The following is a 17968-nucleotide window of genomic DNA, read 5'->3' on the forward strand; positions in this document are numbered from 1 at the left end:
TCGTGCGGCATCCGGTCCTATCCGATCGATCGGGCGTTGTGCGGCGAATCGAATCCTGAGGAATTTCAATAATGGTTCTATCGAGTCCCGAGCAAATCGCCGCATCGCAGAAAGCTGGCCTCGACGCATTCTTCGGATTGACCGGCAAGGTCTTCGAAGGCGTCGAAAAACAGGTTGCGTTGAACCTGCAGGTCGTCAAGTCCACGCTGGCGGAATCGCGGGAGAGCCTGAGCAAGGCGCCCGGCACGCCGGAGCCGCAGCAGTGGTTCACGCTGCAAGCCGGTTTCACCGCGCCGCTCGCGGAGAAATCACTGACATACAGTCGTCAACTCTTCGACATCGCGTCAACCACGCAGGCGGAGGTCGCGCAACTCGCGCAGACGCAATACGAGCGGTATAACGCGAACCTGCAGGCACTCATCGGGGAAGCGGCGAAGAGTGCTCCCGCCGCCGGTTCCGAAGCGGCGATCGCCGCGTGGAAGTCCGCGATCAGCGCGACCGCCACGCTGTGCGAATCGTTGCAGAAGACGGGTCAGCAGGCCGTGGAAATGGCCGGGACCAATCTCGAAGCCGTGACGGCCTCGGCGTCCAAGTCAGCCAAACGTAGTGCCGAGTCGGCTATCGTGGCCGCGAGCGCGAAGCGTTAAGACCCACGCGGGCAGCAATGCCCGCGTTATCGGTTCCAACTTTATTGACAGCATTCCTTTTAGCCACTCTGGCGAGGAATCCGGGCATTCCCATACATCCCATTTGACTGAAGGCGGTGTTGCTCCCGACAGGCACGCCGCCGGTAATTGCGAGGACGATTCAATGGCAAAGCAGATCGCGTTGGTAACGGGTGGCATGGGTGGACTGGGCGAGGCGATCAGCATCAAGTTGCATGACGCCGGTTACGCGGTCGCCGTCACCTATTCGCCCGGCAACACCGGTGCGAACGAGTGGCTCGCACGCATGGAAGCCGAGGGGCGACAGTTCCGCGCGTATGGCGTCGACGTCGCCGACTACGACTCCTGCGAAAAATGCGCGGCGCGGATCAAGGCCGAAGTCGGACCGGTCGACATCCTGATCAACAACGCCGGCATCACGCGCGACGCCAGCTTCAAGAAACTGGACAAGGTCAATTGGGACGCGGTCATCCGCACCAACCTCGATTCGGTGTTCAACATGACGAAGCCCGTGTGCGACAGCATGGTCGAGCGCGGCTGGGGCCGCATCATCAACGTGTCGTCGATCATCGGCTCCAAGGGTGGGTTCGGCCAGACCAACTATGCGGCGGCCAAGGCCGGCATGCATGGTTTCACGAAATCGCTGGCGCTCGAAGTGGCGAAAAAAGGCGTCACGGTCAACACGATCTCGCCCGGCTATATCGCCACGAAAATGGTAATGGCCGTGCCCGAGGAAATCCGCGAGACGAAGATCATTCCGCAGATTCCGGTCGGCCGGCTCGGGCAGCCGGACGAAGTTGCCGCGCTCGTGCTCTACCTGTGCTCGCGCGAAGCGGGCTTCGTGACCGGCGCCAACATCGCGATCAACGGAGGGCAGCACCTGCAGTGAACCCGGGAGATCAGCAATGGAGGTTCCGATGAGTGAAGCCGTGGCAATCGTCGTAGGTTCATTCGTGCTGGTGACGGCAACAGCGTTCGTCGTCGCTCACTATCGCCGGGAGCAAATGCGCCGAAAACTGCTTGGACGGCTGGCTTACCATCGCGACGGATACGGCCTGGGCAGCGCCCGGCGTTGAGCTTCCGCTCTCGCTAGCCTGTCATGCTACCGGGGGTAATCGTATTCAGGTCTGGTTGCCGGAACACGCGGTTCACTCGCAACGCGCACTCATAACACCTGCGCGGTGGCCGCGCCCGGATTCTTCTGATCCTCTCAATCAGCAAATTCCCTAGGCAAGGCATTACCGCCTTGGCTTTTTTGTCGATGGATCGGATTGAGAGGCCAGCGCAATGAACGGCCCCGGGCCAGTTCGAGTAGGTAGACCGCTCGGGCAGCAGCGATGCTGGCGCCGCCAGTTTTTCCTTTTGGCATGGGGGTCACCTCCCGTTCGTGCTGCGTTGCTCCGCGCTGGGTTCGTGGATTCTGCTGTTAAGCAGCGCAAGCCACGAGCTTGGTCAATTTAGCATGCAAACCTGAGGGGAAACCTAAGTGACCGGCGAAGCGGAACGAGTGATTTGCGGATTTGCGCTCGTCGTGCAGGAAGACATCGCTCAATAACCGGGGCCTCGTGACCGGAAAATCGACAGGTGATGCGATGAGGGAACGTGTGCGCCGCAGCGAGATCCGAGACGTGTTCAATACGTTTTACGCAAGGCCTGCGGGGTTCCCTTCGCATGCGACATCACCTCATGCTGCAGGTGTAGGGCACGGACTCCCAGGCACCCCCACGGTGAACTGACAGTCCGTAGCGTCCAGACGCTCGCGAGGTTGCCGCGGGCCCAGCATTCCTTGAATTGCTCCGTGCCTGCACCGAAATCGAGGTCGAACTGTCGGTCGAACGCCCATTGCACAACGTATTCGAACGCCAGCAAACCGGGTGAAAGGTTCCGGTACGCCTGGTTGAAGCCTGAAATGATGGTGCTGGCGCAGCGGTTGTCGATGCTGAACACCAGCGCCGCGAGCGGCGCGCCGTCAAGCGCGACAACGAGCAGATGGGCTTCAGTTGTGAATGGCGACGATAGCCACTCGACGAGGAAGTTCCGGTAGTGAACGGACGTTATCCACTGCCCATGCTTGCCGACACGATCGCTCCAGTCACGCTTCCATTCAAGCATCAGGTCGATGGCAGACGCAACGGCGCACTTGTCTGACGGGTCTACCAGCCACGCATCCAGCCGCCCTTTCTTCGCCAGACGGCGCGCGATGGAACCAGGCTTTTTGCTTTGCTGGAGCGCGGTCAGCGAATCGCAGAACGATGTCCAGTCGTGCCGTCTGCATTCCATGCTGAGCTTCGCGACGTATGAAATGTGGCGCTGCCGCATCACGAGCGACCGGTCATGCCCCGCGATGCGGTAAAGGTCCGCCGACTCATGGAGGTATGGCAGGTGCACGAAGTCGGCACCGCAGTGCCCAGTCGCGATACGCCAGGCGCCTTCAATCCACGGGAGAGTCCCGGCACGCGCTTCCATGAGTATGTCCGAGTAATCGGCGGCCTCCGGGGACAGCGGTACCAGGCTGGCCCATATGAGTCGGTGATGCAGGGCAAGCGGCCATACCATGGCAAGCCTGCCTTCGTCGCGCCGGATAATGCAGCGCAATGTTCTGCCCTTCGGCTTCGCTACCTGCTGCCACGCAGTCCAGCAGAACACGAACGACAGGTAGTACCGTCCCGCCGCGCGCTTCCACAACGCGTCCCAGTCGGGTTGCAATCCGGCCAATGCACGTTCGTCGGTGATGATCTCGTACCGGGAATCCCGGTCCGTCATCGCTGCCTCGCCAGAGCCGCATGAATGACCCGTCATCAGGTCATCCCGGAAGATACACCCGCATGCTAGCGGCATGCGTGCGAGGGCGGACGATTGAAGGCGCGGTGAAAGGAAAGGCACGTCAAAATCGCTCCTTCGCGGCGCCAGGCACTGAGAAAGTATTGCTGGCGCGTGGCAGCGGGCGGCCGATATTTTCGGGCGCAGACCAAAGACATCGTCGACGACCGGAAGCTCACGGCACAATCGTGACCCACCCCGAGATGCTTCCATTGGACAATTCGATCGCTTCTGATGCCTGCCATGCTGTGTCGCTCGCATATCATCGCCACCGCGATAGCCAAGTCGTTCCGATCTCCAACAGAGCGTTTCAAAAATGCAACGTGCCCTTTAACAGGCGGGCTCCAGAAACACCCATCACGTTGCAGCGGGCGCGCGCCGCGACAGACGGAGGTTGGTGCCCGTTAAGTGCCGGTTGCGCGGACACCCATCAGGTGGGGCCGGAGGTGCGCCACGCAAGACGGATGTCTCAAAACTGGCACGTCCAGGACGCCGACTCGACTGTCGCCGCACTCATTGCTTATTCGGCCAGTTACCCCGGTTTCCGCAGCTGGCGATGGAAGTCGCGACGCCGCGCTCATAGCGGCTCTGTCGCTCTGCATGGGGAGAGCCGTCTCACTTCCGAGACCAGCATGCCTTCCTTTTTCATTCGCCACCTCTATCCATAGCTCGACGTTGTGTCTCACGCGCTAGCCACGGCACATGGTCCAGTACTTGCATCTGCCTTCGACACAAGGATAAGCAATCGTGCAGAACAACGCACACAGAAAGACACCACCGGGGGGGACATCATGAGGAAGACCAAGCGCCTGACAGCGGGGACTTCAGCGCCTATCGGGCTACCGCGTCAATCAGACCGTCACCAGCGTACTGGCGTGCTGTAAATGCATTCCGCCGCAACAGAAGCCGCCGCGGAACCAGTGGGACAGCGTGCCACACGAGGGTGGGACCTGCCACCAACGTCCGGTATCGACAACGATCCGTTGCTCGGTTGCCTTCTCATCCTGACTCGACTGTTCAACGAGCCGGTGGGGGCCGACACCCTTATCGCCGGCCTGCCGCTGATAGACCACCGGTTGACGCCAGCGCTCTTCATTCGGGCAGCGGCTCGCGTGGGCATGTCCGCCCGGCTTTCGAGGCGTTCGCTACAAGGCATCTCCGACCTGGTCCTGCCTGCAGTCCTGCTGCTGAACGACAGGCAGGCATGCGTGCTGATACGCAGGAACACCTGCGGAAGCATGCAGATCATCCTTCCCGAAACAGGCGCCGGAGAAGAAGAGGTCAGCCTGGAGGATCTGGAGCGACGTTATGCGGGCCATGCGCTATTCGCCCGCCGCGCTCACCGGTTCGACCAGCACAGCGCGGAGAGTACGGTGCCTCGCCCATGCCACTGGTTCTGGGGCGTTGTGGGGCAGTCGTGGCCGATCTACGCCGAAGTGATGGTTGCTTCGATGCTAGTCAATCTGTTTGCGTTAGCCATGCCGCTTTTCACCATGAACGTCTATGACCGGGTGGTGCCGAACCACACGCTTGAGACGTTGTGGGCGCTGGCGGCAGGCATCGTGCTGGTGATCGTGTTCGATTTGCTGATGCGTACATTGCGCGGCTACTTCATCGACGTCGCGGGCAAGAAAATCGACGTGATCCTGTCCGCCAACATGTTCGAGAAGGTACTCGGCATCCAGATGACCGTGCGGCCACCTTCCGTCGGCGGGTTCGCTTCCCACATACAAGAGTTCGAAGCCGTACGGGAGTTTCTCACTTCGGCCACTGCGGCTGCCCTGATCGATCTTCCGTTTTCGGTTGTATTCGTCGTGGCGATGTTCTGGGTCGGCGGCGCGCTCGGATGGCTGCCATTGATGGCATTGCCTCTCGTGATCGGCGTAGGCGTTGCCGTGCAAGGGCCTCTTGCACGGGCCGTGCAGGCCAGTCAGCGCCACGCGTGCCAACGGCAAGCGCTTCTTATCGAAACCCTGGTGGGGCTCGAAGCGATCAAGGTCGCTGGCGCGGAAGGACCGATGCAAGCCAAGTGGGAACAGTTGCTCGGCCAAATGGCGAGGCTCGGACTCCGGTCACGTTTTCTGTCGGGATGCGCGGTCAACTTCGCCGTGTTCTCCCAGCAGGCCGCCTATCTCGCGGTGGTTTTGTGCGGCGTCTACATGATCGCTGACGACAAGCTCACCACAGGCGGCTTGATCGCCTGCACTATTTTCACTGGCCGTGCGTTGTCACCCATGAGTCAGGTGGCGACGCTCCTGACCCGCTATCATCAATCCCGCAATGCGCTGGCATCGATCGATGGGTTGATGAAACTGCCCGGCGAGCGTCCGGCCGACAAGAGCTTCGTGCATCGTCCGAAGTTGCGCGGCGACATCGAGTTCAGGAACGTCAGCTTTTCATACCCCGGCCAGAGTGGCGTGTCGCTCGATGCCGTGTCGTTCCGCATCGCCGCGGGTGAGCGCGTCGGCATCATCGGACGCGTCGGCTCGGGCAAGACCACGATCGAGAGGCTCATCCTGGGACTGTATCCGCCCAGTTCGGGAAATGTGCTCGTTGATGGCGTCGAGCTGCGTCAGTTCGACCCTGCGGCGCTGCGCCGGGGCATCGGACACGTGCCTCAGGATGTCATGCTGTTCAACGGCAGCGTGAGAGAGAACATCGTACTGGGTGCACCCAGTACGGACGACGCCGCCGTGCTGCGTGCCGCGCAAATTGCGGGCGTGAGCGACTTCGTCAACCGCTTGCCGAACGGCTTCGACCTGGTCGTGGGTGAACGCGGCGAAGCGTTGTCGGGCGGTCAACGGCAGGCGATCGCGATTGCCCGCGCAGTGTTGCTTTCGCCACCGGTGCTGGTGCTCGATGAACCCAGCAGCGCGATGGACAACCGCTCCGAAGAGTTGTTCAAAGCGAGACTCGCGACCGAGCTCGAAGGCCGCACGCTGCTGCTCATCACGCATCGCGCGTCGCTGCTCACCCTGGTCAATCGCCTGATCGTCATGGATCAGGGCCGCGTCGTCGCCGATGGGCCCAAGGAACGGGTACTGGCTGCCCTTGCAGGGAGGAAGCTCCATGTCGCTACCGGCTAAGCCTGAAGGCAGGGATCCATCGCCGGCGTGCCGCCGCCTTGGGCTCAAGGAGCTGGCCGGCCGGATTGGCGCAGCCATCAAGCCACGCGCGGACGACACGGCGTTCATGCGAGAGAGTTGCGCAGCGGCCATGGAAGGGCCGCGCTATTTCACCCACTGGATTCTCTGGTCGACGCTGGCCTTCTTCGTCACCGCGTTCATTTGGGCTGCGGTCACGAACGTGGACGAAGTGACCGTTGGAGAAGGAAAGGTGATTCCGTCCAGCCGGGTGCAAGTGGTGCAGAACCTGGAGGGTGGCATCGTCTCCGAAATCATGGTCCGCGTAGGTCAGGTCGTTCAAAAGGGCCAGCCGCTCATGCGCATCGACGATACGCGTTTTACCTCGTCGTACAAGGAGGGGCAGGCCAAGGATTCTGCCTTGATTGCCCGAATTGCGCGCCTCACCGCGGAGGCGAACAATACCCCCTTCGTTGCGCCTCGCCAGTTGGAGCAGACAAGCCCAAAGCTGCTGGAAGAAGAAAGATCGCTGTACGACTCCCGCCAGCGCGAATTGCAGGCCAATCTGGCCGTGCTGAAGCAACAGACTGACCAACGTCGCCAGGAACTCGCGGAAAAGCGCTCACGTGAAGCGCAACTGCAGCAAAGCTACGGCCTGGTCGCAAAGGAACTGGCGTTGACGAGCCCGCTTGTGCAGAAGGGAGCAGTGTCCGATGTCGAAGTCCTTCGGCTCGAACGCCAGGCCAACGACATGAAAGGCGACCTCGATGCGACGCGGCTCGCGATGCCGCGGCTGGACGCCGCCTATCGCGAGACCCGCCAGAAGATCGATGAATTGACTGCGCACTTCCGTGCCGATGCGATGAAGGACCTGAATCAGGCCCGTGCCGAGCAGACGGCTCTGAGCGCGGCCAATATCGCGCTGGAAGACCGTGTCACGCGCACGCTGGTGCGGGCTCCGCTGAGGGGCATGGTCAAGCAGATCAAGATCAATACCGTCGGCGGCGTGGTTCAGCCCGGCATGGATCTGCTCGAGATCGTCCCGCTCGGCGATACGCTGTTGATCGAAGCGCGTGTGCGCCCGTCGGATATCGCGTTTCTGCATCCAGGGCAGGATGCCACCGTCAAGCTCTCCGCCTATGACTTCTCCATTTATGGAGGCTTTCCTGCGACCGTGGAGGACATCAGCGCCGACACGCTGATGCCCGAACGACCCGGCGAGAAAGCTGACAGTTATTACCGAATCCTGGTTCGCACCAGGCAGAACAGGCCCAGTGGACAAAGTGAGCCGGTCACGATCGTGCCGGGCATGATCGCTACGGTCGATATCCGGACCGGGCGCAGGACCGTGCTGCACTACCTGCTCAAGCCTGTGATCAAGACCAGGGAAACGGCGCTGCGCGAGCGCTGAGAAGACTGCGGGCGAAGCGCGGCACTGCGGCACCGCACGCGACGGGCATCTTACGCTGAGACGAATTAACGATAAGGGGACGGGGACATCATGACAACCATTAGCAATGGAATTACGGTTTCCATCAGCAACACGCCGCAAGCCAACAATGACCTGTTTACGTCGGCTCAGACCGGACTCACCGACAATGCGCTCGGTGTCGTCTACCTTAACGTAATGGCCAACGATCTCGGCGGAGCGGCCAAGACGCTCTACTCTATCGACTCCGGTACCGAAGCCACGACAGTGCTCGAGCAAACAGCCCTGCTGACCCAGGACAACGCCAGGGCGGAAGCGGTCAGCACGGACTACAGCGCACACGGTGCGCACCTTTGGATCACGTCCGACGGAAAGGTGGGATATGACGCGAGTCACCTGGACTCAGCCTGGCTCTCGAACAGTTTCAACACTGTCGGATATGCGCAAGACAGTTTTACCTATGCGATTCGGCTCGGCAACGGCACCCTGAGTTGGGCGACCGCCTATGTCGACATTGCGCCGCCTGCGCCCGTCGTCACACTGGCGCATGACACTGGCGTTTCGGCCGCGGACCACGTCACGTGCGATAGCGCGCTCGCGGTCAGCGGGCTCGCGCACGGAGCGACGGTGCAGTACAGCTGCGATAACGGGGCTCACTGGAGCAGCAGCTTCGGCTCGATGGAAGGCGCGAATAGCGTGCAGGTCCGGCAGATCGATGTCGCCGGGAACGTGTCGTCTGCGGCGACCTTGAATTTCACGCTCGATACGGTAGCCGGCGCGGCGCCGGGTGTGGTGCTGGCGCTCGACTCGGGCAGCAGTGCCAGCGATCACGTGACCAATGTCGGCACGCTTGCGGTGAGCGGTGTGGGGAGTGGCGCGACCGTCCAGTACAGCGTCGATAACGGGGCGCACTGGAGCAGCAGCTTCAGCGCCGTCGAAGGAGCGAACACCGTCCAGGTGCGGCAGACCGACGTCGCCGGCAATGTGTCGGCCGCGACCAGCTTCAGCTTCACGCTCGACACGGCGGCTGTCGCACCCGGCGTGGCGCTCGCCGCCGACTCGGGCAGCAGCGCCACCGATCACGTGAGCAGTGTCGGCACGCTGACGCTCGGTGGTATCGAGAGCGGCGCGACCGTCCAGTACAGCATCGACAACGGGGCGCACTGGAGCAGCAGCTTCAGCGCCGTCGAAGGGGCGAATAGCGTGCAGGTCCGGCAGACCGACGTGGCCGGCAATGTGTCGGCCACGACCGGCTTCAGCTTCACGCTCGACACGGCGGCTGTCGCACCCGGCGTGGCGCTCGCCGCCGACTCGGGCAGCAGCGCCACCGATCACGTGAGCAGTGCCGGCACGCTGACGCTCGGTGGTATAGAGAGCGGCGCGACCGTCCAGTACAGCATCGACAACGGGGCGCACTGGAGCAGCAGTTTCAGCGCCGTCGAAGGCGCGAATAGCGTGCAGGTGCGGCAGACCGATATCGCCGGTAATGTGTCGGCGGCGACCGGCTTCAGCTTCACGCTCGACACGGCCGCGGCGGCGCCCGGCGTGGCACTCGCCACCGACTCGGGCAGCAGCGCCAGCGACCACGTGACCAGTGCCGGGACGCTGACGCTCGGTGGTGTCGAGAGTGGCGCAACCGTCCAGTACAGCGTCGACAACGGGACGCACTGGAGCAGCAGCTTCAGCGCCGTCGAAGGGGCGAATAGCGTGCAGGTGCGGCAGACCGACGTCGCCGGCAATGTGTCGGCCGCGACCAGCTTCAGCTTCACGCTCGACACGGCGGCTGTCGCACCCGGCGTGGCACTCGCCACCGACTCCGGCAGCAGTGCCAGCGATCACGTGACCAGTGCCGGCACGCTTGGCCTCAGTGGTGTCGAGAGTGGCGCGACGGTCGAATACTCGACCGATGGCGGCCATACGTGGAATACCGGCTTCACCGCTGCGGAAGGGACGAATAGCGTGCAGGTCCGGCAGACCGACGTGGCCGGCAATGTGTCGGCCGCGATCAGCTTCAGCTTCACGCTCGATACGGCCGCGGCGGCACCCGCAGTGGCACTCGCCACCGACTCTGGCAGCAGTGCCAGCGATCACGTGACCAGTGTCGGCACGCTGACGCTCGGTGGTATCGAGAGCGGCACGACCGTCGAATACTCGACCGATGGCGGCCATACGTGGAATACCGGCTTCACCGCCGTGGAAGGGACCAACGATGTGCAGGTCAGGCAGACCGATGTGGCCGGTAACGTCTCGGCGGCAACGGAGTTCAGCTTCACACTCGACACGGCCGCGGCGGCACCTGGCGTAGCACTTGCCACTGACTCCGGCAGCAGTGCCAGCGATCACGTGACCAGTGTCGGCACGCTGGCACTCGGTGGCATCGAAAGTGGCGCAACCGTCCAGTACAGCGTCGACAACGGAGCCCACTGGAGCAGCAGCTTCAGCGCCGTCGAAGGGGCGAACACCGTCCAGGTCCGGCAGACCGACGTGGCCGGCAATGTCTCGGCCACGACCAGCTTCAGCTTCACGCTCGACACGGCCGCGGCGGCACCCGGCGTGGCACTCGCCACCGACTCCGGCAGCAGTGCCAGCGATCACGTGACCAGCTCCGGCACGCTCACCCTCAGCGGCATCGAAAGCGCCGCAACCGTCGAATACTCGACCGATGGCGGCTCTACCTGGAGCACCGGCTTCACCGCCGTGGAAGGGACCAATGATGTGCAGGTCCGGCAGACCGACGTGGCAGGCAACGTCTCGGCGGCAACGGCCTTCAGCTTCACGCTCGACACGGCCGCGGCGGCGCCCGGCGTGGCACTTGCCGCCGACTCGGGCAGCAGCGCCAGCGATCACGTGAGCAGTGCCGGCACGCTGACGCTCGGCGGTGTCGAGAGTGGCGCGACCGTCGAATACTCGACCGATGGCGGCCATACGTGGAATACCGGCTTCACCGCTGCGGAAGGGACCAATGACGTGCAGGTCCGGCAGACCGACGTGGCCGGCAATGTGTCGGCCGCGACCGGCTTCAGCTTCACACTCGATACGGCCGCGGCGGCACCCGGGGTGGCGCTTGCCGCCGACTCGGGCAGCAGCGCCACCGATCACGTGACCAGTGTCGGCACGCTGACGCTCGGTGGTATCGAGAGCGGCGCGACCGTCGAATACTCGACCGATGGCGGCCATACGTGGAATACCGGCTTCACCGCCGTGGAAGGGACCAACGATGTGCAGGTCAGGCAGACCGATGTGGCCGGTAACGTCTCGGCGGCAACGGAGTTCAGCTTCACACTCGACACGGCCGCGGCGGCGCCCGGCGTGGCACTCGCCACCGACTCGGGCAGCAGCGCCAGCGACCACGTGACCAGTGCCGGGACGCTGACGCTCGGTGGTGTCGAGAGTGGCGCAACCGTCGAATACTCGACCGATGGCGGCTCTACCTGGAGCACCGGATTCTCGGCACAGGAAGGCCTGAACAGCATCGAGGTCCGGCAGACCGATGTCGCCGGCAACGTCTCGGCGGCAACGGACTTCAGCTTCACGCTCGACACGGCCGCGACGGCACCCGGCGTGGCACTCGCCACCGACTCCGGCAGCAGTGCCAGCGATCACGTGACCAGCTCCGGCACGCTCACCCTCAGCGGCATCGAAAGCGCCGCAACCGTCGAATACTCGACCGATGGCGGCTCTACCTGGAGCACCGGCTTCACCGCCGTGGAAGGGACCAATGATGTGCAGGTCCGGCAGACCGACGTGGCAGGCAACGTCTCGGCGGCAACGGACTTCAGCTTCACGCTCGACACGGCCGCGACGGCACCCGGCGTGGCACTCGCCACCGACTCCGGCAGCAGTGCCAGCGATCACGTGACCAGCTCCGGCACGCTCACCCTCAGCGGCATCGAAAGCGCCGCAACCGTCGAATACTCGACCGATGGCGGCTCTACCTGGAGCACCGGCTTCACCGCCGTGGAAGGGACCAATGATGTGCAGGTCCGGCAGACCGACGTGGCAGGCAACGTCTCGGCGGCAACGGAGTTCAGCTTCACACTCGACACGGCCGCGGCGGCGCCCGGCGTGGCACTCGCCACCGACTCGGGCAGCAGCGCCACCGATCACGTGAGCAGTGCCGGCACGCTGACGCTCGGTGGTATCGAGAGCGGCGCGACCGTCCAGTACAGCATCGACAACGGGGCGCACTGGAGCAGCAGTTTCAGCGCCGTCGAAGGCGCGAATAGCGTGCAGGTGCGGCAGACCGATATCGCCGGTAATGTGTCGGCGGCGACCGGCTTCAGCTTCACGCTCGACACGGCCGCGGCGGCGCCCGGCGTGGCACTCGCCACCGACTCCGGCAGCAGTGCCAGCGATCACGTGACCAGTGCCGGGACGCTGACGCTCGGTGGTATCGAGAGCGGCACGACCGTCGAATACTCGACCGATGGCGGCCATACGTGGAATACCGGCTTCACCGCCGTGGAAGGGACCAACGATGTGCAGGTCAGGCAGACCGATGTGGCCGGTAACGTCTCGGCGGCAACGGAGTTCAGCTTCACACTCGACACGGCCGCGGCGGCACCTGGCGTAGCACTTGCCACTGACTCCGGCAGCAGTGCCAGCGATCACGTGACCAGTGTCGGCACGCTGGCACTCGGTGGCATCGAAAGTGGCGCAACCGTCCAGTACAGCGTCGACAACGGAGCCCACTGGAGCAGCAGCTTCAGCGCCGTCGAAGGGGCGAACACCGTCCAGGTCCGGCAGACCGACGTGGCCGGCAATGTCTCGGCCACGACCAGCTTCAGCTTCACGCTCGACACGGCCGCGGCGGCACCCGGCGTGGCACTCGCCACCGACTCCGGCAGCAGTGCCAGCGATCACGTGACCAGCTCCGGCACGCTCACCCTCAGCGGCATCGAAAGCGCCGCAACCGTCGAATACTCGACCGATGGCGGCTCTACCTGGAGCACCGGCTTCACCGCCGTGGAAGGGACCAATGATGTGCAGGTCCGGCAGACCGACGTGGCAGGCAACGTCTCGGCGGCAACGGCCTTCAGCTTCACGCTCGACACGGCCGCGGCGGCGCCCGGCGTGGCACTTGCCGCCGACTCGGGCAGCAGCGCCAGCGATCACGTGAGCAGTGCCGGCACGCTGACGCTCGGCGGTGTCGAGAGTGGCGCGACCGTCGAATACTCGACCGATGGCGGCCATACGTGGAATACCGGCTTCACCGCTGCGGAAGGGACCAATGACGTGCAGGTCCGGCAGACCGACGTGGCCGGCAATGTGTCGGCCGCGACCGGCTTCAGCTTCACACTCGATACGGCCGCGGCGGCACCCGGGGTGGCGCTTGCCGCCGACTCGGGCAGCAGCGCCACCGATCACGTGACCAGTGTCGGCACGCTGACGCTCGGTGGTATCGAGAGCGGCGCGACCGTCGAATACTCGACCGATGGCGGCCATACGTGGAATACCGGCTTCACCGCCGTGGAAGGGACCAACGATGTGCAGGTCAGGCAGACCGATGTGGCCGGTAACGTCTCGGCGGCAACGGAGTTCAGCTTCACACTCGACACGGCCGCGGCGGCGCCCGGCGTGGCACTCGCCACCGACTCGGGCAGCAGCGCCAGCGACCACGTGACCAGTGCCGGGACGCTGACGCTCGGTGGTGTCGAGAGTGGCGCAACCGTCGAATACTCGACCGATGGCGGCTCTACCTGGAGCACCGGATTCTCGGCACAGGAAGGCCTGAACAGCATCGAGGTCCGGCAGACCGATGTCGCCGGCAACGTCTCGGCGGCAACGGACTTCAGCTTCACGCTCGACACGGCCGCGACGGCACCCGGCGTGGCACTCGCCACCGACTCCGGCAGCAGTGCCAGCGATCACGTGACCAGCTCCGGCACGCTCACCCTCAGCGGCATCGAAAGCGCCGCAACCGTCGAATACTCGACCGATGGCGGCTCTACCTGGAGCACCGGCTTCACCGCCGTGGAAGGGACCAATGATGTGCAGGTCCGGCAGACCGACGTGGCAGGCAACGTCTCGGCGGCAACGGAGTTCAGCTTCACACTCGACACGGCCGCGGCGGCGCCCGGCGTGGCACTCGCCACCGACTCGGGCAGCAGCGCCACCGATCACGTGAGCAGTGCCGGCACGCTGACGCTCGGTGGTATCGAGAGCGGCGCGACCGTCCAGTACAGCATCGACAACGGGGCGCACTGGAGCAGCAGCTTCAGCGCCGTCGAAGGGGCGAATAGCGTGCAGGTCCGGCAGACCGACGTGGCCGGCAATGTGTCGGCCACGACCGGCTTCAGCTTCACGCTCGACACGGCGGCTGTCGCACCCGGCGTGGCGCTCGCCGCCGACTCGGGCAGCAGCGCCACCGATCACGTGAGCAGTGCCGGCACGCTGACGCTCGGTGGTATAGAGAGCGGCGCGACCGTCCAGTACAGCATCGACAACGGGGCGCACTGGAGCAGCAGTTTCAGCGCCGTCGAAGGCGCGAATAGCGTGCAGGTGCGGCAGACCGATATCGCCGGTAATGTGTCGGCGGCGACCGGCTTCAGCTTCACGCTCGACACGGCGGCTGTCGCACCCGGCGTGGCGCTCGCCGCCGACTCGGGCAGCAGCGCCACCGATCACGTGAGCAGTGCCGGCACGCTGACGCTCGGTGGTATAGAGAGCGGCGCGACCGTCCAGTACAGCATCGACAACGGGGCGCACTGGAGCAGCAGCTTCAGCGCCGTCGAAGGGGCGAATAGCGTGCAGGTGCGGCAGACCGACGTCGCCGGCAATGTGTCGGCCGCGACCAGCTTCAGCTTCACGCTCGACACGGCGGCTGTCGCACCCGGCGTGGCACTCGCCACCGACTCCGGCAGCAGTGCCAGCGATCACGTGACCAGTGCCGGCACGCTTGGCCTCAGTGGTGTCGAGAGTGGCGCGACGGTCGAATACTCGACCGATGGCGGCCATACGTGGAATACCGGCTTCACCGCTGCGGAAGGGACGAATAGCGTGCAGGTCCGGCAGACCGACGTGGCCGGCAATGTCTCGGCCGCGACCAGCTTCAGCTTCACACTCGACACGGCCGTGGCGGCGCCCGGCGTGGCACTTGCCACCGACTCCGGCAGCAGTGCCAGCGATCACGTGACCAGCTCCGGCACGCTCACCCTCAGCGGCATCGAAAGCGCCGCAACCGTCGAATACTCGACCGATGGCGGCTCTACCTGGAGCACCGGCTTCTCGGCACAGGAAGGCCTGAACAGCATCGAGGTCCGGCAGACCGATGTCGCCGGCAATGTGTCGGCCGCGACCAGCTTCAGCTTCACACTCGATACGGCCGCGGCGGCGCCCGGCGTGGCACTCGCCACCGACTCCGGCAGCAGTGCCAGTGATCACGTGACCAGTGCCGGGACGCTGATGCTCGGTGGTGTCGAGAGTGGCGCGACCGTCCAGTACAGCGTCGATAACGGGGCTCACTGGCGCAGCAGCTTCAGCGCCGTCGAAGGGGCGAATAGCGTGCAGGTCCGGCAGACCGACGTGGCCGGCAATGTGTCGGCCACGACCGGCTTCAGCTTCACGCTCGACACGGCGGCTGTCGCACCCGGCGTGGCGCTCGCCGCCGACTCGGGCAGCAGCGCCACCGATCACGTGAGCAGTGCCGGCACGCTGACGCTCGGTGGTATAGAGAGCGGCGCGACCGTCCAGTACAGCATCGATAACGGGGCGCACTGGAGCAGCAGCTTCAGCGCCGTCGAAGGCGCGAATAGCGTGCAGGTGCGGCAGACCGACGTGGCCGGCAATGTGTCGGCCGCGACCGGCTTCAGCTTCACGCTCGACACGGCCGCGGCGGCACCCGCAGTGGCACTCGCCACCGACTCCGGCAGCAGTGCCAGCGATCACGTGACCAGTGCCGGGACGCTGACGCTCGGTGGTGTCGAGAGTGGCGCAACCGTCCAGTACAGCGTCGACAACGGGGCGCACTGGAGCAGCAGCTTCAGCGCCGTCGAAGGGGCGAATAGCGTGCAGGTGCGGCAGACCGACGTCGCCGGCAATGTGTCGGCTGCAACGGCCTTCAGCTTCACGCTCGATACCACGTCTCCAGCGAACCTGTCGTGGAGCTACAGTGGGAACAAGCTGACTGCCGCCACCGACACTTCCAACGTTTGGAAAGTCGGGGTCCACGACAATAGTAATTCGGCCGACTACTCCGCGACACAGCAGAGCGGTGGAACGTGGGTCCTATCCCAGTCGGGACTAAATAATCACAATTTGACAGTGACCGAATGGGACCTCGCAGGCAATACCAAAACCTCCACACACGCAGCCCCCGCCGGCATCGCCGGTTCCGAAATCAACCTTGCGCTAACCGATCTGTCCAGCCATCCGGCCGACCTCACGGTAACGATTGCCGGCATCCCCTCCGGCTGGCAATTGAACGCCGGAACCGATCTCGGCAACGGCGCATGGCTCGTCCCGACGAACGATCTCAGCGCTCTCACGGTCACGCCGCCGGCGTCCTTTACCGGCGCCACGGTGCTCACCGTCACCGAGAACTGGACCAACACGGACGGTAGCCATGCGAGCGTCACAGTTGCCGACAATGTGGAGGCCTACGCGGCAAACTCACCGATCTTCGCCTGGTCGGGCGACGATCACCTGACGGGTTCTGCCGGCCATGACTTATTCGTTTTCGCACAACCCATCGGAAGCGACACGCTGCACAATCTCGACCTCGCGGCGGACAGGATCGATCTCGTCGGCTTCACGGGCATCACGAGTTTCAGCGACGTCCAGACGCACATGACCGACGATGCCAGCGGCAATGCAGTAATTGCACTGGGCGCCGGCGAAACGCTTACGGTCATGGGTGTCCATTCCGCAGACCTCACCGTCGACAACTTCGTGTTTGACCAGGAGCCAGTCATGGTCAACTCGGGCGTCATGACGGTGAACGATGGCGCAATGCTTCCCCTCGGCGGGACGATCAACAACACAGGTACGATAGCGCTCGCGTCAACGGGCGACGGAACCGACCTCGAGGTCCTCGTGAAGAGTGCATCGCTTGAAGGCGGCGGACACCTTACACTCTCCGACGACAGCCACAACGTCATATTTGGCGGCAGTCCCGACGCGACGCTCATCAACGTCGACAACACGATCGCCGGTGCCGGCCAGATTGGAGCCGGCCAATTGACGCTTGTCAATGAGGGGACGATTGTCGCCAACGGTACTAACGCGCTAGTCATCGACACAGGAAGCAACGTCATAGTCAACACAGGCACGCTTGAAGCAACGGGCAGCGGCGGCCTCGTGATCGACAGCGCAGTGGCGAATGCGGGCCACCTGTTGGCCAATAACGGCAGCCTGGCGATACACGGTGATGTCACCGGCAACGGCCACGCGACGATCAGCGGTGCCGCGACACTCGAGTTCGGCGCTGCATCCATGGAAAACACGACGTTCGCCGACGGCGCCACGGGCACGCTCAAGCTCGATCAATCAGGCAACTTCACCGGTACGGTTTCCGGGTTCGGCGCCGGCAACACGCTAGATCTTGCGGACGTCTTGTGCAATGACCATACGACACTCAGCTTTACGGCCAATGATGCGGGAACGGGAGGCACGCTGACCGTCAGCGACGGCGTTCACTCCGCTCAGCTCGCGCTGCAAGGCGGGCTGTCTGCCGCCGGCTTCCAGTTCACGCATGATCAGGGCACTGGCACCGCCGTGACTTACGTTACGCCAGCGCTGCCTCACATTCAGGAGTATTAGGCGGCCAGCACACCCCGCGAGCAACGCTTGAACTATTCATCGAGCATTCAAATGCGTTCCTCGCAGGGTCATACTTCTCAATGCATTTCCCGCGACACCATCCGGTGAGCGGGGATACGTCAATTGAAAGCGCAACACATCTCCAGTAACATGCGTCGGCCACATGGTTCCGAGCATCGCGAATGTCTGTTTGTGCTTGAGCGGCAGTGAAT

The 17968-nt window shown here is 63.9% G+C and carries 7 protein-coding genes; 6 read left to right on the top strand and 1 reads right to left on the bottom strand.

The window, feature by feature from the left end; all coding sequences use genetic code 11:
• Window positions 1-71 precede the first annotated feature (71 nt).
• From phaP to CUJ90_RS32870, 3 genes are all read left to right on the top strand, one after another.
• On the top strand, window positions 72-647 hold the full coding sequence (gene phaP / locus CUJ90_RS19920) for a TIGR01841 family phasin (RefSeq protein WP_114163753.1): 576 nt from the start codon (window positions 72-74) through the stop codon (window positions 645-647).
• Between the two features lie 163 nt (window positions 648-810).
• On the top strand, window positions 811-1554 hold the full coding sequence (phbB, locus tag CUJ90_RS19925; protein WP_114163754.1) for an acetoacetyl-CoA reductase: 744 nt from the start codon (window positions 811-813) through the stop codon (window positions 1552-1554).
• A 28-nt stretch (window positions 1555-1582) separates the two neighbouring features.
• Window positions 1583-1741: a hypothetical protein gene (locus CUJ90_RS32870; protein WP_167449676.1), complete on the top strand. Its 159-nt coding sequence runs from the start codon at window positions 1583-1585 to the stop codon at window positions 1739-1741.
• 556 nt (window positions 1742-2297) lie between these two features.
• Here CUJ90_RS32870 and CUJ90_RS19930 read toward each other — a convergent pair.
• Window positions 2298-3464, bottom strand: coding sequence for a GNAT family N-acetyltransferase (locus tag CUJ90_RS19930; RefSeq protein ID WP_208645275.1), 1167 nt, complete (start codon window positions 3462-3464; stop codon window positions 2298-2300).
• A gap of 905 nt (window positions 3465-4369) precedes the next feature.
• Between CUJ90_RS19930 and CUJ90_RS19935 the strand changes: the two genes are divergently transcribed.
• From CUJ90_RS19935 to CUJ90_RS19945, 3 genes are all read left to right on the top strand, one after another.
• A complete protein-coding gene (locus CUJ90_RS19935; RefSeq protein ID WP_114163756.1) occupies window positions 4370-6571 on the top strand; it encodes a type I secretion system permease/ATPase in 2202 nt (733 codons plus the stop codon).
• The gene (locus CUJ90_RS19940; RefSeq protein WP_114163757.1) at window positions 6555-7979 is read left to right on the top strand and encodes an HlyD family type I secretion periplasmic adaptor subunit; all 1425 of its coding nucleotides are present in this window, start codon (window positions 6555-6557) and stop codon (window positions 7977-7979) included. The genes CUJ90_RS19935 and CUJ90_RS19940 overlap by 17 nt, the downstream gene beginning before the upstream one ends.
• Window positions 7980-8069: 90 nt before the next feature.
• Window positions 8070-17756 carry an Ig-like domain-containing protein gene (locus CUJ90_RS19945; protein ID WP_114163758.1) on the top strand — a complete coding sequence of 3229 codons (9687 nt, stop codon included), beginning with the start codon at window positions 8070-8072 and terminating at the stop codon, window positions 17754-17756.
• The last annotated feature ends 212 nt before the right edge of the window (window positions 17757-17968 follow it).

This window comes from Paraburkholderia terricola (genome assembly GCF_003330825.1).
Classification (GTDB): domain Bacteria; phylum Pseudomonadota; class Gammaproteobacteria; order Burkholderiales; family Burkholderiaceae; genus Paraburkholderia; species Paraburkholderia terricola.